The organism is Vibrio sp. 1-Bac 57 (genome assembly GCF_037546855.1).
Lineage (GTDB): Bacteria > Pseudomonadota > Gammaproteobacteria > Enterobacterales > Psychromonadaceae > Psychromonas.
Genome location: NZ_JALAAC010000001.1, coordinates 95,649 through 118,077 on the forward strand (window position 1 = coordinate 95,649; position 22,429 = coordinate 118,077).

The following is a 22,429-nucleotide window of genomic DNA, read 5'->3' on the forward strand; positions in this document are numbered from 1 at the left end:
TATGAATATAAGTAATCAGCCATATTTACCTTAAGAGAATTCTCACCACTGTTTCAGAGCCTAGGTAGACGTAGATCACATGTCAGTTTAGGGGACTCAAGACTTAGATCACAAATCAATATTCGACAGTAAAATTACACAATTAACATACCAATTATAACAAAGCTATCTACCATTTTTCTATAGATAATGCCTCCAATGCTTATTTTGGGCAACTTAAGACTACTAAAGGTAATTGGTATGGCATCTGTACAATTTAGTAATTTAGAAAAAAATTATGGCACTACACCAGTAGTGAAAAAAATTAACCTGGAAATTGAACATGGAGAATTTATTGTTTTACTCGGGCCATCAGGTTGCGGTAAATCAACGACATTAAGAATGCTCGCGGGCTTGGAAAGTATTTCTGGAGGAGATATTTATATTGGTGATGAATTGGTCAATGACCTTCATCCAATAGAAAGAAATATTGCGATGGTATTCCAAAGTTATGCACTATATCCACATATGACCGTGGCACAAAATATCGGTTTTAGTCTTGAAAATTTAAAAGTAGAGAAAAGCCTAAGAGAGACAATGGTACGTGATGTTGCTGAAGTGCTTGAGCTAACCCCTTTGTTAGACAGAAAACCGAAAGATCTCTCTGGTGGTCAAAGACAGCGTGTTGCGATGGGCCGAGCGATGGTTCGTACTCCTGAAGTCTTTTTGTTTGATGAGCCGTTATCAAATCTCGATGCTAAATTGCGTGGTCAAATGCGTAAAGAAATTAAAGCATTACATCAAAAAGTTCAGACCACTGTTATTTATGTAACCCATGATCAGGTTGAAGCAATGACTTTAGCCGATAGAATTGTGATCCTTAACCAAGGAAAAATAGAACAAGTAGGCCGTCCTAAAGAGATCTTTGATGCGCCCAAAAATGTATTTGTTGCAAAATTTATCGGTGCACCTGAAATGAATATATTCGCTTTGTCTAATGAACAAATGTTTAGCGATTTCGATCTATCCAATATTAATCACAGCGGAATGTCGATAGGTATAAGACCACAAAATCTCTTTTTAAATAAAAAAGAAGTAAAAGGCGATCAAATATCATTTATTGATGCCGAGGTAACTGGTACTGAACTACTTGGATCAAGTTTGCACATTGAGTGTAAATATCAAGATAAGAAACTTGTTGTAGAGACTGCAACTATCGATACATCCATTAAAGGCGATATTCGGTTGTACTTTAACAAAACACAAACCCATCTATTTGACCAAAATAGTAACACTATCCCACGCTAAGGAATAAATATGATTACTTTTAAAAAAACGGTTGTTTTTTCCACATTATGTGCCGCTTTAATATCTAACGCTGCTAATGCAGAACAAGTAGAAATTACAGTAGCAAGTTTTCCAAACTTTAATCAGGTTGCTGAAGCTGCAGTTCCTTTGTTTGAAAAAATACATCCAGAGATTAAAGTGAAAATCGTTTCAACCGCTTACATGGATCACCATAATGCTATGACTACCGCATTGGCAACTGGGGCAAACCTTCCTGATGTGATGTCTATTGAAGCCAATTACATTGGTCGCTTGGCTCAGTCTGGTGGCTTAGAACCTTTAAATGTTGCCCCATATAACGCTAACGAATTTTATCAAAAAATCACGCCATTTACATTAGCTCAAGGTTCTGATTCAGACGGTAACCTAAGAGCAATGCCCGCAGATATTGGTCCTGGTTCATTATTTTATCGGAAAGATATCTTAGATAAATCTGGAGTTACTCAAGAAGAACTGATCAAAAATTGGGACTCATTTATCGATGCAGGGATTAAAGTTAAAGAGAAAACTGGAGATTATTTACTAGCAAATGCCGTTGATATTAAAGATATTTATATCCGTGCTAACTTAAAAGATGGGGAGGGTGTTTACTTCGATAAAGATCACAATATTTTAGTTAATAGCCCAAGATTCAAAGAAGCGTTTCGTTTATCAAAGAAAGCGCGTATGGCTGGTATTGATGCAAAGGTTTCACCATGGACAAACGAATGGACTGAAGGTTTAAAACGAGGAACTATTTCAGTGCAGATGATGGGAGCGTGGTTAGGTGGTCATTTACAGGATTGGATTGCACCTGATGCAACTGGATTGTGGCGTTCTACGCAATTGCCAAACGGTGCGTTAGCAAGTTGGGGGGGCTCATTTTATGCCATTCCAGTTAAAGCTAAACATAAGCCTGAAGCTTGGGAGTTTATTAAATTCATGTCGACTACTAAAGAAATACAGTTATTAGGAATGAAAGAGATCAATGCATTTCCAGCATTGATTGAAGCACAAGACGATCCGTTCTTTGAAGAAAAATTACCTTATTTAGGTAATCAACAAGCACGTCTTGCATGGAAAGAAACAGCGATGAAAATTCCATCTGTTTCGATGGACCGTTATGACGAAGTTGCTCGTCAAATTGTCAGTGATGCATTAGAAAAAGTATTAGAGCATGATGCTGACATTGATACCGTATTAGCGGATGCAGTGAAACAGATCAAACGTAAAGCACGTCGTCGTTAATTAACAGCGTTCTCATTTGATTATTTTTAGTTAAGAGGCGGACACCGTTTGCCTCTATTAAAGGGTTTTACTAGGCGAAAATTATGAATACTACTACTTCACATAAAGTATCCTCGACTCTACATAAGGTACCCCCGAAAAAAGGTAGTTTATGGTTACGCAAGGGTAATAAAATAGCGCCATATTTTTTTATTAGTCCATTTTTTATTATTTTTGGTGTGTTTGGGTTATTTCCGCTCCTTTTTTCATTGTACCTTTCATTTCATTATTGGGAGCCAGCCGCTGGATTAAGTGCTATGGAATGGGTCGGGCTAGAAAATTACGTATTTGCGTTACAAGATGAATGGTTTCAAAAATCAATCTACAACACGGTTGTGATCGCTTTAAAGTCAGGCATTCCACAGCATGTAGTGGCAATTCCGTTAGCCTTTTTTATCCATACTAGTTTTACAAGGTGGCGCAATACTGTTATCGGTGTGTATTTCGTTCCTTATATTACTTCTACCGTTGCGATTTCTCTGGTATTTACGACACTTTTTTCACGTGACTTTGGCATGGTTAATCAAGTATTGACATCTCTTGGTAACTTCACCGTAGCGGACATACACGTACTTAGTTGGATATTCCCCGTTAATAACGTGGATTGGGCTCGTCCTGAATATACTAAAGACATGATTTCATTCGTTGTATTTTGGCGTTATGTTGGTTGGAATACTGTTCTGTATTTATCTGCCTTACAAACTATTCCTAAAGATTTATATGAAGCTGCCATTATTGATGGGGCGAACCGCTATCAACAGTTTTGGTATGTAACCTTACCATTGCTTAAACCAATGGCATTTTTTGCGGTGACTTTGACCATTATCGGTAACCTACAGTTATTTGAAGAACCTTTTATTATAACCGGTGGAACAGGTGGTATTGACCAAGCAGGTAAAACAGCAGCAATGCATATGTATTTAACCGCTTTCGTAGAAAGTGATTTTGGAACAGCATCAGCGATATCTTGGATATTATTTATGATGATAGCAGGGCTAACTTGGATGAATCATAAACTATTAGGTGGGAGTAACGAGGAATGAGTAATCTAATCAAAAAAGACAAAGTTATCGCTTATGTTGTCGTTTCTTTAGGGGCGGTAATAATGCTCGCGCCATTTTATTTCATGTTTGTTTTTGCTTCTCACTCAAACTCTGGAATATTATCGGTTCCCCCGCCAATATTTTTTGGTGATTATATTGTAGAAAACTTTAATACACTGATCGATTTTCTACCTTATTTTTGGCACAACATTGGTTTAAGTTTATTCGTTGCGGTCGTAACAACAATACTTAATTTGTTATTTTGTTCTCTGGCAGGTTATGCGTTTGCCATGTTCGATTTTAAATTTAAAAACTTTTTATTCGTTGGCATCATGGCCACTATGTTGTTACCTCCTTTCTTAGGAATGATCCCAACGGCAATGATCATGTCACAAATAGGATGGATGAATGATCCTAAGGCTTTGATCATTCCTGCAGCTTGCGGGGCAATGGGTATATTCATGATGCGTCAGTTTATCGCAAGTGCTATTCCAAAGGAGTTGGTTGAAGCTGCTCGTATGGATGGCTGCCGTGAATTTAAAATCTATTATCGTGTAGTGATACCGCTTATTACGCCTGCTTTTGGAACATTAGGGTTAATCACCTTTATAGGGTCATGGAATAATTTCATGGGCCCATTGGTTGTGATGAACGATATGAAGATGTTCACTATTCCATTGGCGTTGCGAGCCTTACAGGGGACAGGACAAATACCGTGGGGAGCCGTTGCAATAGGGGCTGCCATTGCTGTTTTACCGCTTCTATTCTTATTTGTCATTGCCTCAAGACGGTTGATCGATGGCTTAACAGCAGGAGCAGTGAAAGGGTAGTGTTAATCATCAATAGTTACTAAGCCATCATTTTCGTTAAAGGCATATTAACTAGAAATGGATGATATTTGAGGTTTACTTTTAAAATCTACGTATGTTCTCAAATAAAAAACAAGACTTTTAAGAGGAGGTTTTTATAAAAATCTCCCTTTTTAAAAGCGCTATTACTTAGATATGTTAATAACCTTACTTAACCGCAATATGAACATTTAGCTTTGCGGTAGATTTTTGCGTTCAAAATTCGATGTTTTGACGTAATTTGGCCTTTTTTGTTGTTTTTATGAGCATTTTAGGCCAGCACTTGGGGAACTATTACAAGATGTTTTATGACCCAAAATAATTTTTAAATAGCAACTTAATCAACTTTCTAATTCATGTTTAATAAAGGAATAAAAATGAACTTATCGAAATTTAAGCTACTACCGTTAACCGTTTCGGTTGCCGCCATTTTATCACCGATGACTGCCGCGGCAGTTGATGCGCCCGAAGACTTTAAGTTTTCTGGTTATGCTCGCTATGGTTTGCATGCTTCTGATGATGCGTATACGCATGATTATGGTAATTATACTGGATCAGATAGTCTTATCAAATTAGATAGAGCACTGACTGGTAACTCGGCAGGACGTCTAGGCAATGAAGGAAATGGAGGAGAGATTCAATTTACTAAAGGCTTGCTAGGTCCTAATGATACAGTTTGGAAGATTGGTTTCATGGTCGATCACTGGAGTGATAACGTTCATTTTAAAAAGATATTTGCCAGTGTAACAAATGTATTTGAATCGCAACCCAATGCCACATTATGGGCCGGCCGTGATTTCCATCAACGCCCGCAAACACAACTTGCTGATTTTTTCATTATGACACATGACGGACAAGGTGCTGGTGTAAAAGACCTGGACTTAGGTTGGGCTAAATTAGATCTAGGTGCAGTAGGAGCAGTTGCAGATGGCGTAACAGGTGCTACTGATGACACCTATCTGTATGGTAATTCAACAAATGACAGCGGTAATTATGCAATTACTTCGAAGTTACATGATATTGCCCTGGGTGACTCTATTTCACTGAGTGTTCTTGCAAACTATGGTTTTAGTACTGATGACAAAACCGATCCTGGTTCAGCGCGTAATGATGGAACCAAAGCTTATCAAATAGCTACTATCTTTGATAGCAATTGGTCAAAAGGCTCAAATCAACTCGCTATTCGTTATTCTGATAATGCTTATAATTCAGTATTTACTAAGACAGAAGATATGACGGATCTTTATGCTGGTTTAGAGGGAAGTTATTATGCGACTCAGAATTTTGGTTTAATGTATGCTATTGCTTATGCTGATCATACTGAAGCGAATGATAGTGAAGATCGTAGTGAATATAGTGCAATTATTCGACCTATGTATAGCTGGAATGATATTCATTCAACATGGTTTGAGTTTGGTACTTCACTTGCTGATTATGATAATGGTGGTAAGAATACAGCTTGGAAAGCAACTATATCACAAAATATAAGTATTGATGCATTTGGGTTTGGACGACCAATGCTACGTTTTTATGCCAATATAGGCCAGTCAGATAATAAAGCAACTCAACCAACTCAAGGTGAGGTTGATGTATTTGCGGTGGGGGCAATGTTTGAAGCTTGGTGGTAAAAAAGCCTATTTATAAATCTTAATCATAAATAGGCTTGTACCAGAAAGCTGATGGGTTTCGTTTGGCGACAGAACCATCAGCAGTCAACTATACTTTAAGTTAAAAATTAACATACTTAAATAAAAATATACTGATATTCAATCTAACTAACATTTTATGCCAAGTTAGATTGAATATTTTGACTTAGATGTTTTGTCACTTTATTCAGAGCATCTGTATATCGATGACTACAGTGTAAACAATCGACATATTATCAATTTCATTTACCTCTTTGACTATTCATCTCATATAAACATTTCAATGTAACTTCAACTTAAATACTTGATAGTTATTTAGATTATTTATTCTTCTATTTAGCTGCTTCTTATATTAAATAACCTTAATTTTTTTATTAAAAATTTATTTTCCTATAAAAATCAGCGTTATAGATTATTAATATGGTGCTCTTTTATTTGCGATTAATCACATTTATTCGTTATGAGGCTAAATTCATAACCTAGTTTATTAAATATAGTAAAGATGAAAATAAAGCATTCCTTCATAGTCAGTTACTAATCAAGGTAAGGAAAGTGAAAAAGAGTAGTTAGCAACACAAATTGCTGACGTCTGTCATTTCCCATTTTATCGATAAGTGTACTTAACAGAATAATTTGTACTGAAGTAAACACTACTTTGTCTATATCACTACTCATGAGAAGAAGGAATAATAATGAAAAAAGTACTAATACCAACGTTGCTCGCGGTTACATTACTTGGCTGTACTAATGGTCAAAATGCAAAGTTATCAAACCAAGAAATGAGTCCAGAAAATGCGGGAATGCCATTAAAATATTTAGCATCTCAAATTAATTTGGGCATTGGTGCTGCAGTTGAAACCGGACATTTAAAGGACCCACAGTTTAGAGCTAAACTTATTAGTGAATTTTCACAGATAACGCCAGAAAATGAAATGAAGTTCCAGTACGTACATCCAGAAAAAGATCGGTTTGATTTCAGCAAGGGCGATGAACTGGTAGCTTTTGCGCTTGAAAATAATATGGTTGTAAAAGGTCACGCACTTGTTTGGCATATTCAGAATCCATCGTGGTTGGAAGATGGTAATTGGTCTAAAGCTGAGTTGATGGCTATTCTTGAAAATCATATAAAAACAGTTGTATCACATTACCGTGGTAAAGTCACTTATTGGGATGTCGTTAATGAAGCATTTGATGATAATGGTGGTTTCAGAGATACAATTTGGTACCGCACAATAGGTGAAGAGTATATCGAATTAGCATTCCGCTGGGCGCATGAAGCTGATCCTGATGCTGTTCTGTTTTATAACGATTACTCGACAGAGGGAATGACGTCAAAATCTAATGCTGTTTACCGCTACATTAAAACATTAATTGAAAAAGGAGTGCCAGTGCAAGGTGTGGGCACTCAATTACATTTAACAGCTGAAAACCCGGTAAGTGACTCATCGGTTGCGCGTAATATAGAACGACTAGATGATTTGGGTTTAAGAATCCATTTTACAGAAGTTGATGTGAGAGTTCGGGATCAAGATGGAGCTGCAGGCTTAGATAATCAAGCTAAGCGTTATGAATCATTAGCAAAATTAGCAGCGTACTATCCTGAAGTCGATTTGTTTACTACTTGGGGGCTAAGTGATAAATATTCTTGGATACCTGGTTGGTTTGAAGGTTATGGTAGAGCATTAATGTTTGATAAAAACTACCAACAAAAGCCTGCTTACAAGGCTGTACAACGTGTATTAACTGATGCCGTAAAGGGCGCTTCTACTTATAAACCGGTTACTGATTTAAGTAACGCTAAACGGTTTATACAACCATTCAATGCGAAAGAGTTAACATCAGACAAATTTGATTCAGCTAAAGTTGTGTATTATCCATTTGCTTTTAACCAGTTAAATCAAAAAAATCAAACTTTGTCGTCTGAACAACGCACCTCAATAGATGGTAAATGGGGTGTCGCCTATCATAAGAACAAATTGATTGGACAGGTGATACGTAAAGATGACGTAACGGTGACCAACAATGCTCAAGCACATGAAAACGATAATGTTGAAATATTTGTTCGTCTTGGGGATAAATTTTGGCAATTTAGATCGATTGTAGGTCAAGATTTTGAACCTATTGACTTTCCAGGTAAAGCGACAGGTAAGTGGAACAAAGACGGGAGTACTTTTGATTTCACCGTTGAGTTTAACGATTACCAAGACTTAGTTGGTGAAACGTTTGGTTTTAATATTGCTTTGGCTGATAACGACGGTGCCGGCCGTGACACGCAACTTTATCCTTTAACGGGTAATAATATCGGTTGGCAAGGTGAGGAGTTTGGTGAACTCTTTATGAATGGTCAAAATGCCGTTGTTTCTTCAGAGCCTGTTTCTATACCTCCAGCCTTCAAAGCGATCAAATTACCGACGGCTATTAAGTCTGCTGAAGAAATGACGACTGGTGGCTACCAATATCCATTTGCATTTAATCAGCTTAATCAGAATGATATGACAGTCAAAAATGGGGATGACATCTCAGGAAACTGGAAGGTTGGCTATCACGATAATTGGTTGTACGGCGTTGTCAATCGAGTTGATGATGTAACCGTTACCTCTAGGGAAGCACCTTATGAAAATGATAATATTGAGGTCTTTGTTCAGCAGGGAGATAAACCGATGAATCAGTTCCGTAGTGTCGTTGGGCAAGACTTTGAACAAACCGGGTATTCTGGTCGTTATGAAGCACATTGGAATAAAGAAGGCACACAATTATTCTTTGCAATCGAATTAGACTCTTCTATTAAATCTGGAGAAAGCATATCTTGGAATATTGCACTGGCTGATAATGATGATGGTAAACAGAGAAAGTATCAACTTTACCCTGTAGCGGGTAGTAATATTTCTTACTTAGGTGAGGAATTAACTAAGCTAATAGCTGAATAATTTTTATAATAAGAGGGTAGTTCTAGGGCTACCTTTTACTTTGTTAGTTCATTGTATTTTACAAACGCAAGCTTCATCGTTGCCTACAATGAAGTCACAATATTTATTGATTTTTACAATAATTTTCTCATCGAATTTATACATTGAAATTGCTTAGGTAAGAATATTTTTGCCTAATTCAGTGATACCAGAGGTCCTCAGTGCTAAAGTATGAATGCCATTAAGTGAAAAGTACTTCTACTTCTATACTTCTTCCATTTCACCGCGTAAAACTATTTCTTAATTTATATGTTAATGAAGTGGAGTATTTGTTTTGAGTATCTCGATTTAACTTCCCATCGTTGTATTGCATAGTTTCTTACACTATCAAAATTTGAATGAACTTTATTCGGTTTGATTTTTGTTCTTTTAGAGTCAATTCAGTAAAAATATGAGAAAAAACATTAAATATAAATTTAAAAAATGATAACTAGAGAGGATTAATTAAATCCATTAATAGCACTGTTAAATTTCGTAATTGAATACTTTGTCAAAAAAGAAAATGATGTAAGCCGGCTGATAAATAAACTTTTACCAACAACTATTGGATATTAATTATGACTGAATTTTTTAAAGATGTAGCGCCGATTAAATTTGAAGGCACTGAATCAACAAACCCTTTAGCATTTCATCATTACGATGCAGATCGCATGATTTTAGGTAAATCAATGAAAGATCATCTTCGTTTTGCAGCCTGTTATTGGCATAACTTTTGTTGGCAGGGATCTGATGTCTTTGGTGGAGGTACATTCGACCGTCCTTGGCAAAAACCAGGAAATGCTATGGACATGGCAAAAATGAAAGCGGATGCTGCATTTGAATTTTTTAAAAAATTGAATGTGCCTTATTATTGCTTCCACGATACTGATGTCGCACCAGAAGGTAATTCAATCAAAGAATATCAAAATAACTTTGCTGAAATGGTTGATGTACTTGAAGCGAAACAGGCTGAAACAGGGCTTAAGCTTCTTTGGGGGACTGCAAATGCATTTTCTAACCCTCGTTATATGAATGGTGCCGCAACTAACCCTAATCCAGAAGTGTTTTCTTATGCTGCAACTCAAATTTTTAATGCCATGGGAGCAACAAAACGTTTAGGTGGCGATAACTATGTATTATGGGGAGGTCGTGAAGGTTATGAAACACTACTTAATACTGATCTGCGCCAAGAACGAGAGCAACTTGGACGTATGATGCAAATGGTTGTTGAACATAAACACAAAATTGGCTTTAAAGGGGCTATTTTAATAGAGCCAAAACCTCAAGAACCTACCAAGCACCAATATGATTACGATACTGCAACTGTTTATGGATTCTTGAAACAGTACGGTTTAGAAAATGAAATAAAAGTGAATATCGAAGCCAACCATGCAACGTTAGCTGGACATAGTTTCCAACATGAGATTGCAACTGCAACTTCATTAGGTTTATTTGGTTCAGTTGATGCTAACCGAGGTGACCCACAACTAGGATGGGATACAGACCAATTCCCAAATAGCGTTGAAGAAAATACATTAGTTATGTATGAAATTCTTAAAGCGGGTGGTTTTACAACGGGCGGTTTTAATTTTGACTCTCGTGTTCGTCGTCCTTCAATCGATGGTGCAGACCTTTTCCACGGACACATCGGTGGTATGGATGTGATGGCTAAGTCGCTAGAGCGTGCAGCAGCTATGATTGAAAATGATGTGCTTGGTAAAAATATTTCTGATCGTTATGCTGGTTGGAATAGTAAACTTGGCAAGAATATTTTAAGTGGTGAAATTTCTCTTGAATCACTAGCTAAACAAGCACTAGAAAATAATATTCAGCCAGTACCTGCTTCTGGACGTCAAGAATACTTAGAAAATGTTGTTAATAGCTTTATTTTTAAGTAATTTGATATTCATTAAACATAACTAATATAAAACCGATAGTTGGATTGATTGTAATATCTTCCAATTATCGGTTTTTTATTGCTTAGATTAAAATAATAAGTGCATAACGTAGCATCTGAGCAAACTAGTACTTTCAGCTTATTGTGTCCCCTTTAAATAACATCACGCGCTACACCGTACATGATATTTAAGTTCAATATTATGAATAAATGGATATATCTTTAACAATAGATGAAGTCTTTTACTCTCAGCGTTAATATATTGTTCAATTATTATTGCATCAGATTTCGGAAATTAATCTTCAGGGATTGATATATAAGACTTACCGTTTTTAACATATTTAATAAATTCATTAATAGATTTTAATCTTTCGGGGAAATATGTACCTTGCCCTGCTAAATTTTCTACATTATGGGTATCAGAGCCAGCGGTTTGGGGTAAACCGAACTCTTGGGCGTAAGCCAACGCTCTTTCATTAAAGATCTGCTTATCGTTTCCAGAATTGAATACTTCAATTGCATCAATCTTTTTACCGAATAATCTTATTTTCTTAATATAAGAGCGCTCTCTAAAGGGATGTGCATGTGTTAAAAATCCATTCGCTTCATGTACTTTATCAAAATAGAGTTCAAGCGGCCATTCTAGTAAATCAGGATTATCTAGTAGAAATTTTTTATCTAGACCATAAGTTAGAAACTCTGTTCCTTTATAGTTGTACTCCCAGCCGAAAAAAATGTCTATATTTAATCTATCTCCTACTTTTTTGGCATTTTCATATCCTATGCAGAATAAATCTACTTTATCTTTCCAAGGTAAAGCAGCATCAATGTTGCAGTTTCCATTAAAAAAATGATCTGTGATGATTACTCCACTATAACCGGCTTTAGCGTAGCTCTTTACAATCTCCTCAGCTGTATTGGAGGCGCATGCACTTACTTCCGATGTATGACAGTGAGTTTCATATTTATATGGGAAAGCAGAGTACATTATGGTTTCTCCAAGTATTTCAGGCATTATGCAGTGAGTTTTCATTTTAAATTTATTTTAGTGATTTATACACCTACGCATTGATAAATTATTAGATATAAATCAATTTCTTTCTTATATTTGAATCCGATTAGTTAAATAGTGGGTAGAATAGAATAATATTTATTAGTTAAGCGATCATTGGAAATTTTTTTAATCACATAATATTGCAAGGTGTTGTCAATTTCTAAATTTATTTACGTTAACAGTATTGTTGTGACTTATGAAAATATTCGACAGTAGAGTGAAAAATAACAGGAATATTTAATATAGTCAGATCAAAAAAATTGCGACCGACTCGATGATACTTGGTATCACGATGTGGTCTTTATAAAAGTTAAAACTGTATTTAAATTATGTCTGACGAACGGTAGATTAAATTGAAGATGAAATAGATATTTTAGTTCAGAAACGAAAAGACAAATAAGCTACTATGAGGCTCTTTAAGCTATTTTTAAAGGGACAAGGAATAAAAGTGTTACAGAACTGACAGTGAAATTGACAAGTTATTCAGCAGCTAAAATGTATTAATACCAAGTGTTAAACACTCAACTAGTGAGTATAAAAGTAACGGATGTGAGCTTTAACATCGAACTACTGGTGGCAAGAAAAGTAGATGAGCGAATTGAAATAACTGGTCAACCTGAACGGCTTTTAAGTTGCAACAGTTTCTCACGTAATCTGTTTCATTTTGGTCGTCATTTAATGCAAGCTAAACATTATCCAGCACTCAGTTATCGTTCTTTCTATTAATCGATTCAGTTAGTAGCATCCGAAATTCACTTTAAACCTGAAATTACTGACTTTATTCATCTCTAGTCGATAAGTTAACAACATCCCTCAAATAGCTGGATGAAAACAATTGTCCAGTTTCTGAGCCTCCAATCTCAAAGTAACCGTCTTGCAATTAGTAGCTTATAAAACAGGCAGTCGTCCTATTCCTCTTTTAATTCGACCGGTTTCTCTTTTTTAATATTTGTACTGCCATTTTGATAAATGCCTGTGTGGCAGGAGAGGCTTGTCGGGTACTGTGCAGTGCTAAACCAATTGTTCGCTTGTACTGCGGCGATAGGTGTCGAACCACATAGCCATCGGTTTGCAAAGCTTGTGGGAGTGCTAATTCAGCAACGAGGGCAACGCCTTCGCCTTTTGCAACCAATGCAATTGTAGTCATCAGTTGTGTAGTTCTATAGCGAATGTCAGGGATAAGATCCTCGGCTGCAAATAGCTTTGAAATGAGTTGCGCTGATCCGGCTTCCGTAAGAATAAAAGGAACACGGGATAAATCCTTAAGTAGAATTTTATCTTTATCCGCCAATGAATGTGATTTAGGAATAAGGGCAACCATTTGATCTTCAATCAATGCAAAGGTATCAAAACGCTCATCAGGAAGCACCACAAAGCCAACATCGACACGGCGCTCTTGTAACCATTGTACGACCTGTTGGTCATTTCCTTCATCAATTCGCACCTCAATATTGGGAAATTGCTTACGGTAACCATCTAGGATCATAGGGAGTAAGCGCAAGGAGGAAGTTGGACCGAAAGAGCCAATACGAAGGCTCCCTAGTTGCAATCCCTTAATATCTGCCGACTCTTGGCGTATGGTCTCAGACAATCCCAGTATTTCTCGAGCGCGGGGAAGTAATCGAACGCCAGCAACAGTCAGTTCTGCTTGTGACTTATTACGCTCGATAAGGCTTACCCCTAAATCCTCTTCGAGTTTTTTCAGCGCGTGCGAAACAGCTGACTGACTGATACCTAACTGTTGGGCTGCCAAGGTAAATCCACACAGCTCTGCAACGACTACAAATATTTCAAGTTGGCTAAACGTCATGATCTATTGCTCATTTTACTATGATTTAACATTAGTGAAATACTATATCACATATCAAGTTACCTTTTTATATCGAGCGACATCATGCAACCAATTAACAATACATCTAACGACTTGGCTTTATCCTCCATCTGGCCAACCTATTTCAAACTTATCTTAGTCGCCTTACTGTGGGGGGGGACTTTTATCGCCGGACGCTTACTTGCGGAGTCGCTTTCACCGTTAATGTCGGCGATAGGCCGTTTTGGGCTGGCGGTATTTATACTCATTTTACTCACTATAAAATTTGAAGGTCGGCTACCAACACTATCACTCAGACAGGTTGCTATCACTTTCGCTCTCGGTCTTACTGGCATATTTACCTATAATTTATGTTTTTTTACTGCGCTCTCTGAAATGCCTGCTTCCCGTACGGCTCTATTTGTTGCGTTTAATCCTATCGCTACTGCGTTACTGGTTTCCCTCTTATACCGAGAAAAATTTTCATTTCAGAAGTTACTTGGGATTTTTGTGGCAGTATTAGGTGCACTGACCGTGATCAGTAATGGTCATCTACTGACCGTGATCCAAAATATTAGTCAGACTTTTGGACGTGGAGAATTGTCAATGCTGTGCGCAGTACTCAGTTGGGCTATCTATACCGTTGTGGGGCGAAAAGCACTGCTTGGTTTATCACCATTAGCATCAACGACTTATGCTGCTATTTGGGGATTGATATTGTTGTTAATGGTATGGTTTTTCAACCCAAACGTGCAGGTACTGCCTGAGTTAAATTGGCAAATTGGTGCCGCTATTGGTTATTTGGCGGTATTTGGGACCGTCATTCCTTTTATTTGGTATTACCAAGGAATAAAAACAATTGGTGCCGCGCAAACCTCCGTTTTTACTAACTTTGTCCCTTTATTTGGTGTGTTGCTCGGGGCTTTAATATTAAATGAGCAGATTTCCTCTTCGATGTTACTCGGTGGTGCGCTGGTGATCATGGGAGTTATTTTGACAAATCGACGTTAATAGTGAACTAAGAAAAACTCTAAAAGTTGAGATATCCAGCTTTAGCTAAATAATATTGACTGCTTATTTTAGTTTCTGAGGCGTATATGAAACATTTTATCCTTAGCATTTCTAGCCCAATTATGCGCACATCACAAGATAATAAATGTTGTTAACCGTTAATGTATTTTAAAGTGGACCGCCATTGCCCGAAATCAATTATCCACAACACTTCAATGATGAGTTTATAATTTTTTATTGAAGTGTCCGGGTAACTCAACTACAAAGACTAAACTGAGCAATCTTACTCATAAATAGTTGCTAATACCTCTGGTCTTAATTCATTGTCACCCTAATATAATATGAGTTGCCTATAAATATAGTTAATACTGTTACCCAGACATGCACTTATTTTGTACGAATACTCTTGATAAAGTATTAACTTTATAAAATGCCTTATTTTCTGATTTTTTATGCATACTTACGTCACTAGGTAACTATCTAACTAACTCGAATGACTTAATTAATGGCCTATTTTTATGGAAATTTATTTTTCCTAATAAGTTCGTCCAGATATTTTGAATAAAAATCCTTTTCATGGTGATCTTAATCACCATTATTGATTCTTTGTTTTATTTAGGTGACTATAGTGAACAAAAATTAGGTGCGACATGTGAATTCATTACTTAAAATATCTGAAACTATTTTATCTGAAAGAAAAAAACGAAAATGGAGCCAACAGTTATTAGCCGATTATGCAGGGCTTAATAGGACAACTATTGGCAAAATTGAGCGTGGGGATTACGATGATGTAGGATTAAGGAAAATAGAGCGTATCCTTAATCTATTTAATAAATCGTTAATGGTAACAGATTCAGGCTTACCTACTTTAGACCAATTGAAAGAGACTAATAATTCTAACGTTGATGTATACACTCATGACAAGAGAGTAGGCAGGCTGTAGAAAGAAAATGTGGTCCACAATTATTCGTATGACTTAAATGCAAAAACTGCATTATCCCTTACTATGCCTATACGATTAGAAACCTATACATACGAAGGATTACATCCATTCTTTCAGATGAATATGCCAGAAGGTGGGTTACGTTTAGCTATTGAGAAAGCAACCGCAAAACATTATGGCAGTAATGATTTAACAGTATTAGCGTTTCTATATTTCAGCTTGGAAGATGAGGCTTAAATCGTTGTATTATCAACACAGTATGAATGTAGTACAAAAACTAAATCAACAGCGCAGTAACGTTAGGGCTTGTGAAAGGTAACGATAAAAAAGAGCTTGAGGCCTAGTGAAGGTTTCAAGCTCTTAACTATTAATGATAACGACTAGAAGTTGTCGTAATAAATTATTTTAGTGGTTTAATTAAAGTGACGCTTGAGCGATATTTTTAATACGATCAACGATAGAGCGTAAACCATTACCACGTGTAGGGCTCAGGTGTTTTTCAAGATCTAAGGCTTCAAAATAAGCGTTGATATCAAATTCAATTATTTCGCTTGCTGTTTTATTATTGAAAGCTGCAAGCACTATCCCAAGTAGACCTCTTACTATAATTGCATCGCTATCTACTGAAAAAATAAGTAATTTACCGTCAACATCGGGTTGAATCCAAACATTACTCTGGCAACCTTTTACAAGCCGCTCTGCCGTATGCCATTTATCATCAAAAGCGGGGAGTAATTTTCCTAAATCGATAATATATTTATATTTTTCTTCCCAGTCGTCAAAGAATGATAAGTCGTCAATGATTTCTTCAGTAGTTGGTAATAACATTGTATCCCTTATGTGCTGTATAGATAAAAATCGCATTTAATTAACTAGTCTAACTAATGAACTAGCGAAATAGCATAGTTAAATACGATTTTGTATTATATTTTATTATCTGAATTGACGAAAGTGATTAGAAGAAAAGCCCTGATTCTAATTGTGCTTCTTCACTCATCATTTCTCTTGACCAAGGAGGATCAAACAGTAGCTCAACTTCAACTGTTTCTACATTAGGTACTTTAGCAACACGATATTTAACATCGCTGACTAGGACTGGACCCATACCACATCCTGGTGCAGTTAACGTCATGTCGATTAATACCTTTTTATTTTCTTGATCTACAGTGACTTTATAGATTAAACCTAATGATACTAAGCTGATCGGGATCTCTGGATCATAAATACCATCTAATGCTTGCCATACTTGGCTATCATCAATGTCGCCTCTACCGTGGTCTTCAAAATCTAATACTTCTGACTTCTGGCCAATAGCGGACGCATCGGTACCATCTATACGCAACATGTTGCCCATCCATGTAACCGTATAATTACCACCAAGACTCTGATTAATTGAAATAAACTCACCTTCAGGGATAATTGAAGGTTCGCCTGTTGGGACTCTACGTGCAGCACAAGCACGCTGTGTTACTACCATTTTTTGTTGCATTACTTAACTCACATTAAAGCTTTCGCCACAGCCACATTCAGCTGCAACATTTGGATTATTATATTTAACTACCTGATTAACACCTTCTTTGACTAAGTCAATTTCAATGCCTGAAAGCATCGCCATCGATTCAGAAGCGACTGCAAAATTGATATTATCAAAGTTAACAATAGTGTCATTTTCTAAAGGGCTATCAGTGATATCTAATACGTAGGCGAATCCAGTACAGCCACTCACTTTAGTACTTAAGCGAATGAAGTGATCTGGTTTTTTTGCCACTTTTTCAGAAAAATATTTTTGTGCCGAATCTGTTAAAGAGACGATTGCACTAGGGTCGAATACTGATACTGTCATTTAAAACTCCTAAGATAACATTACTTTTACTTTTTTTAGTGCGGTAAATAATGCATCAATTTCGTCGAATGTATTATAGAGAGCAAAGGAAACACGGGCTGTCCCTGGCACATTAAACCTTGCCATTAAGGGTTGTGCACAATGATCGCCAGTACGAATAGCAATCCCTTGTTTATCTAATAAAAAACCTATATCAGCAGGGTGGCCAACATCGAGAACAAAACTTAACACGGATATTTTATGCTCGGCATTACCTATAATAGTTAAGCCTTCAAACTCGTTGGCTAGTTTTGTCGCGTAGGCTAATAAGGCCATTTCATGTTTTATAACGGCTTTATGATCTAAATTAGTAAACCACTCAACCGCTTTACCAAGCGCGATGGCAGCACCTACATTTGGCGTTCCTGCTTCAAAGCGATAAGGCAGTACGTTCCATGTTGACTCTTGAAGCGTAACGGTAGAAATCATTTCTCCACCGGTGCGCCATACAGGCCAGTTTTCAAGAAGAGAAGAGCGGCCCCACAGTATGCCTGTTCCCATTGGGCCATAAACTTTATGTCCGGAAAATACATAAAAATCACAGCCAATTTCTTGTACATCAGCCCAACCATGTGCTGCGCCTTGTGCGCCATCCACTAAGACCCAAGCATTAAAACGCTTTGCTTTAGCCGTCATAGACTTAACAGGGTTAATGGTACCTAGTGCATTTGAAACATGTGGAAAAGCAACAAACTTGGTTTTCTCTGATAGTAAACTATCGAACGCATCTTGATCTAATTCACCTGCATCTGTCACTGGAATTATCTTTAATGTTGCACCTGATTTTCTACATGCCTCTTGCCAAGTAACGAGGTTAGCATGATGATCCATTTCAGTTGCTATCACTTCATCATCCGCAGATAACAAGGTGCTCAAACCATTGGCAACAATATTGATGCTTTCTGTCGTTCCGGTTGTCCAAATAACTTCTTCGCGTTTAGGTGCGTTAATAAATTTCTGGATAGTATCGCGTGCGTGTTCAAAGTGTTGTGTTGCTTCATCTGCAAGAAAATGTGCGCCACGATGAACATTTGAATTACTATTTGAATAATAATCAACTAATGCATCAATCACACATTGTGGTTTTTGTGTGGTTGCTGCATTGTCTAGATAGATTAAAGGTTTTCCATTTACAATGCGTTTTAAAATTGGAAATTGTTCTCGAATCGCGTCTACATCAAAACTCATTAAACTCTCACTTCCATTTCAGAAAATCGTTGACGGATAATAGGGCGTATCCATTCTGATAATACTGCGTTTGGCATTAAATCAATCAGTTCATTAATAAAACCAAAATTTAACATGACATTTGCTTTAGCGCGATCAATGCCACGAGTTTGTAAATAATACAACGCCTTATCATCTACTTGAGCTGAAGTTGCACCATGTGCACAACGAACATCATCCGCATAAATTTCTAATTCAGGTTTAGTATTAATTTCAGCTGTCTTTGACATCAATAAATTACGATTGTTTAATTCAGCTAATGTTTTTTGCGCGTCGCGGTGTATATGAATTCGCCCATTAAATACCGCTTTAGCACGACCTGCAACGATACAACGTACATTTTCTTCTGTTGTACCGTTTGGTACTGCATGTTCAACCGTTGCGTGAAGATCAAATAATTCATTACCATCAAGCAGGTAAATAGCATTTAATTTTGCATCAACGAACTGACCAGAATGAATAATATCGGTATCTAAACGTGATAAATCACTACCAAAAGCAACAATCGTACTGTGCATTGAAGAATGATCTAACAAATTGAAATGACAACCACCAACCGCGACATTACTGCCCGTTTGAAGCGCGAAACGATAATGATCTAAATGTGCTTTTGCAGATACTTGATATTCAACAAATGCAGTACATAGGCTATCACCTTCAGCTTGTACGTCTTCAATAACGGCTAAGTGAGATTCTTTTCCTAATGTCACTTGTACACGTGTATGAGATTCAGCACCTAAACTCAATAGCGAACTAATGCGTAGTGGCTGCTTAATATTAAATCCATCTTCAACGTTCACAATCACTACATCTTGCGCTAGTGCATCATTCACTAAACCAAATAAGTGACGTTTAGGTTTGATGTCTGAAAAGTTAGCTAAAGCTTGCGATTGCTGTTCTTTATTTAAATCAGAGCCTAGAGAAATTGATAGACCTTTTGGTAAAACATCAGGTAATTGTGTTTTATCCCATTGTCCATTTATAAACACTAATTCTATTGCTGATAAATCAGTAATATTTTGTGGTAATAAATTAGCACTTGTCTCAATGTTTTTTGCTTTTGAGTTTTGAATCGCACGTAGCGACGTATAACGCCATGCTTCTGTTTTACGTGTTGGCCATGGTGTTGTTGATAATAAGTCAATGGCCTGAATCCGTTTAGGAGCCAGCCAATCATCTATTTGGTGCCCTCTACTGATGGCACTTTCTAACCATTCGCTCATGAGTTACTCCTCAATCTTAGCTTCAACATTACCATTCTCTAACCAGGCATAACCTTGAGATTCTAACTCTAGAGCAAGGGAAGCATCACCACTTTTTACTATTTTTCCATCGGCTAGAACATGTACAAAATCAGGCTTAATATAATCAAGTAAACGTTGGTAATGGGTAACAATGATAAAACTACGATCTTCTGAACGCTGGCTATTTACACCTTTAGCTACTAATTGCAAAGCATCAATATCTAATCCTGAATCGGTCTCATCAAGAATACATAGTTTTGGTTTCAGCAATAACATCTGCATTAATTCATTACGTTTCTTTTCACCACCAGAAAAACCTTCGTTTACACCACGCTTTAAAAAGGCCAATGGTAAATCAACTTGCTTACAAGCCGCTTTTGCTTGCTTCAATAACTCAGAAGAGCTTATTGCTTCTTCTCCGTTTGCTGCACGTACTGCATCAACAGATGCTTTTAAAAATTCTAAATTACTAACACCTGGGATTTCTACAGGGTATTGGAAAGCTAAAAATAGGCCTGCATTGGCACGTTCTTCTATTTCCATTTCAAGTAAATTTTGACCGTTGAATGTTACACTGCCACTTTCAACTTCATAACCGTCACGACCCGATAGGACATAACCCATCGTACTTTTTCCAGCGCCGTTCGGGCCCATAATTGCGTGAACTTCACCTGGCTTAATATCTAAATTAAAACCTTTAATGATTTGTTTTTCTTCTATACCCGCATATAAATCTTTTATTGTTAATAAACTTTTAGTGTTCGACATTTTAATAATTCCTTAACCTACAGAGCCTTCAAGGCTAATTTCTAATAATTTACTTGCTTCAACGGCAAATTCCATTGGCAGCTCTTTAAATACTTCTTTACAGAAACCGTTCACAATCATAGAAACCGCTTTTTCAGGATCAAGTCCGCGTTGACGACATAAGAACAGTTGTTCGTCACTTACTTTTGATGTGGTTGCTTCATGTTCAACAATGGCAGAAGGGTTGCGACTTTCTATATAAGGGAAAGTATGTGCACCACATTTGTCACCAATTAATAATGAATCACATTCAGTGAAGTTACGCGCACCATCAGCACTCGCCATCATTTTAACGAGGCCTCGATAACTATTGTTACTGCGACCAGCAGAAATACCTTTGGTAATGATCGTAGACTTGGTATTTTTGCCTATGTGAATCATTTTAGTGCCGGTATCGGCTTGTTGGCGGCCACGAGTAAGTGCAACAGAGTAAAACTCTCCAACACTGTTATCACCTTTTAAAATACAACTCGGATATTTCCAAGTAACAGCTGAACCAGTTTCAACTTGTGTCCAAGATATTTTTGCACTGGTATGGCATATACCACGTTTAGTCACGAAGTTGTAAATACCGCCTTTGCCATTTTCATCACCCGGATACCAATTTTGTACTGTTGAGTATTTAATCTCAGCGTTATCCATTGCAATTAATTCAACAACGGCTGCATGTAATTGGTTTTCATCACGTTGTGGTGCAGTACAACCTTCAAGGTAACTAACATGGCTGCCTTCATCAGCAATAATGAGAGTACGTTCAAACTGACCTGTGTTCTGTTCATTGATACGGAAGTAAGTTGATAATTCCATTGGGCAGCGTACACCTTTAGGAATATACACAAAAGAACCATCAGTAAAAACAGCACAGTTTAATGCTGAGTAGTAGTTATCTTTACGACCAACAACACTACCAAGATATTTTTTCACAAGTTCTGGGTATTCAACAATCGCCTCTGATATAGGACAGAAAATAACACCTGCTTCATATAACTTTTCACGAAAAGTAGTCACAACAGAAACAGAGTCGAATACAGCATCAACCGCAATACCCGCTAACATTTGTTGCTCTATAAGCGGGATACCTAGTTTTTCATAAGTACGTATTAATTCAGGATCAACCTCATCTAAAGATTTAGGTTTGTCCTTCATACTTTTAGGCGCGGAATAGTAGGCAATCGCTTGGAAATCAATTTTAGGGTAATCAACCAGTGCCCAATCTGGTTCTTCCATTTTTAACCATTCTCTAAATGCACCTAAACGCCATTCCAGCATCCATTCTGGTTCATTTTTCATTTTAGAAATGCGCTCGATAACACTTTCATCCAAACCCGGTTCAAACGTTTCTGATTCAATATCAGAAATAAAACCAGCTTCGTATTCTCTTCCTAGTGCTTCATTAATTTCTACTTGCACTGTCATATAAAACTCACTTTTAAATAGGGGGGAACGACACTAGTAGTCGTGTATATTGTATTTAATATGT

At 37.0% G+C, this 22,429-nt stretch carries 20 protein-coding genes; 11 read left to right on the plus strand and 9 right to left on the minus strand.

Going from position 1 to position 22,429, the window contains the following annotated elements:
- Positions 1-240 precede the first annotated feature (240 nt).
- The 7 genes from MT391_RS00380 to xylA all read left to right on the plus strand — a co-directional run bounded on the left by MT391_RS00380 (position 241) and on the right by xylA (position 10,972).
- Entirely contained in the window at positions 241-1,287 is a 1,047-nt protein-coding gene (locus MT391_RS00380; protein ID WP_499496574.1) for an ABC transporter ATP-binding protein, read from the plus strand.
- Positions 1,288-1,296: 9 nt separating this feature from the next.
- Positions 1,297-2,553 carry an ABC transporter substrate-binding protein gene (locus tag MT391_RS00385; protein ID WP_166371240.1) on the plus strand — a complete coding sequence of 419 codons (1,257 nt, stop codon included), beginning with the start codon at positions 1,297-1,299 and terminating at the stop codon, positions 2,551-2,553.
- Between the two features lie 83 nt (positions 2,554-2,636).
- The gene (locus MT391_RS00390; RefSeq protein WP_166371242.1) at positions 2,637-3,635 is read left to right on the plus strand and encodes a carbohydrate ABC transporter permease; all 999 of its coding nucleotides are present in this window, start codon (positions 2,637-2,639) and stop codon (positions 3,633-3,635) included.
- The gene (locus MT391_RS00395) at positions 3,632-4,465 is read left to right on the plus strand and encodes a carbohydrate ABC transporter permease (protein ID WP_166371244.1); all 834 of its coding nucleotides are present in this window, start codon (positions 3,632-3,634) and stop codon (positions 4,463-4,465) included. Before MT391_RS00390 ends, MT391_RS00395 begins: the two co-directional genes overlap by 4 nt.
- Positions 4,466-4,860: 395 nt before the next feature.
- Positions 4,861-6,111 (plus strand): carbohydrate porin, encoded by a 1,251-nt coding sequence (locus MT391_RS00400; protein WP_166371246.1) that lies wholly within the window; start codon positions 4,861-4,863, stop codon positions 6,109-6,111.
- A gap of 710 nt (positions 6,112-6,821) precedes the next feature.
- Positions 6,822-9,056: an endo-1,4-beta-xylanase gene (locus MT391_RS00405; RefSeq protein WP_499496575.1), complete on the plus strand. Its 2,235-nt coding sequence runs from the start codon at positions 6,822-6,824 to the stop codon at positions 9,054-9,056.
- A gap of 596 nt (positions 9,057-9,652) precedes the next feature.
- On the plus strand, positions 9,653-10,972 hold the full coding sequence (gene xylA / locus MT391_RS00410; protein ID WP_166371251.1) for a xylose isomerase: 1,320 nt from the start codon (positions 9,653-9,655) through the stop codon (positions 10,970-10,972).
- Between the two features lie 294 nt (positions 10,973-11,266).
- On the opposite strand, the gene MT391_RS00415 is transcribed toward xylA, so the two are convergent.
- On the minus strand, positions 11,267-11,986 hold the full coding sequence (locus MT391_RS00415) for a PHP-associated domain-containing protein (protein ID WP_499439708.1): 720 nt from the start codon (positions 11,984-11,986) through the stop codon (positions 11,267-11,269).
- A 588-nt stretch (positions 11,987-12,574) separates the two neighbouring features.
- Here MT391_RS00415 and MT391_RS00420 point away from each other — a divergent pair.
- Complete coding sequence (locus tag MT391_RS00420) at positions 12,575-12,751, plus strand: hypothetical protein (RefSeq protein WP_166371255.1); 177 nt, start codon at positions 12,575-12,577, stop codon at positions 12,749-12,751.
- 193 nt (positions 12,752-12,944) lie between these two features.
- Here the strand turns inward: MT391_RS00420 and MT391_RS00425 are convergent, their stop codons facing one another.
- Positions 12,945-13,835 carry a LysR family transcriptional regulator gene (locus tag MT391_RS00425; RefSeq protein WP_166371257.1) on the minus strand — a complete coding sequence of 297 codons (891 nt, stop codon included), beginning with the start codon at positions 13,833-13,835 and terminating at the stop codon, positions 12,945-12,947.
- 84 nt (positions 13,836-13,919) lie between these two features.
- Between MT391_RS00425 and MT391_RS00430 the strand changes: the two genes are divergently transcribed.
- The 3 genes from MT391_RS00430 to MT391_RS00440 all read left to right on the plus strand — a co-directional run bounded on the left by MT391_RS00430 (position 13,920) and on the right by MT391_RS00440 (position 16,026).
- Positions 13,920-14,846, plus strand: a complete 927-nt coding sequence (locus MT391_RS00430; RefSeq protein WP_166371259.1) for a DMT family transporter — start codon at positions 13,920-13,922, stop codon at positions 14,844-14,846.
- A gap of 652 nt (positions 14,847-15,498) precedes the next feature.
- Entirely contained in the window at positions 15,499-15,789 is a 291-nt protein-coding gene (locus MT391_RS00435) for a helix-turn-helix transcriptional regulator (protein ID WP_499439705.1), read from the plus strand.
- Positions 15,790-15,798: 9 nt separating this feature from the next.
- Positions 15,799-16,026: a HipA N-terminal domain-containing protein gene (locus MT391_RS00440; protein ID WP_499439703.1), complete on the plus strand. Its 228-nt coding sequence runs from the start codon at positions 15,799-15,801 to the stop codon at positions 16,024-16,026.
- Between the two features lie 180 nt (positions 16,027-16,206).
- On the opposite strand, the gene MT391_RS00445 is transcribed toward MT391_RS00440, so the two are convergent.
- From MT391_RS00445 to sufB, 7 genes are all read right to left on the minus strand, one after another.
- Positions 16,207-16,617 carry a SufE family protein gene (locus MT391_RS00445; RefSeq protein WP_166371261.1) on the minus strand — a complete coding sequence of 137 codons (411 nt, stop codon included), beginning with the start codon at positions 16,615-16,617 and terminating at the stop codon, positions 16,207-16,209.
- Between the two features lie 127 nt (positions 16,618-16,744).
- Entirely contained in the window at positions 16,745-17,278 is a 534-nt protein-coding gene (sufT, locus tag MT391_RS00450; protein ID WP_166371263.1) for a putative Fe-S cluster assembly protein SufT, read from the minus strand.
- A 3-nt stretch (positions 17,279-17,281) separates the two neighbouring features.
- Positions 17,282-17,632, minus strand: coding sequence for a HesB/IscA family protein (locus tag MT391_RS00455; protein ID WP_166371265.1), 351 nt, complete (start codon positions 17,630-17,632; stop codon positions 17,282-17,284).
- A gap of 9 nt (positions 17,633-17,641) precedes the next feature.
- The gene (locus tag MT391_RS00460; RefSeq protein ID WP_299662403.1) at positions 17,642-18,859 is read right to left on the minus strand and encodes an aminotransferase class V-fold PLP-dependent enzyme; all 1,218 of its coding nucleotides are present in this window, start codon (positions 18,857-18,859) and stop codon (positions 17,642-17,644) included.
- A complete protein-coding gene (gene sufD, locus MT391_RS00465) occupies positions 18,859-20,121 on the minus strand; it encodes a Fe-S cluster assembly protein SufD (protein ID WP_499439698.1) in 1,263 nt (420 codons plus the stop codon). Before sufD ends, MT391_RS00460 begins: the two co-directional genes overlap by 1 nt.
- Before the next feature lie 3 nt (positions 20,122-20,124).
- Positions 20,125-20,910 carry a Fe-S cluster assembly ATPase SufC gene (sufC, locus tag MT391_RS00470; protein ID WP_499439697.1) on the minus strand — a complete coding sequence of 262 codons (786 nt, stop codon included), beginning with the start codon at positions 20,908-20,910 and terminating at the stop codon, positions 20,125-20,127.
- Positions 20,911-20,922: 12 nt separating this feature from the next.
- On the minus strand, positions 20,923-22,365 hold the full coding sequence (gene sufB, locus MT391_RS00475; RefSeq protein ID WP_166371273.1) for a Fe-S cluster assembly protein SufB: 1,443 nt from the start codon (positions 22,363-22,365) through the stop codon (positions 20,923-20,925).
- Positions 22,366-22,429 lie beyond the last annotated feature (64 nt).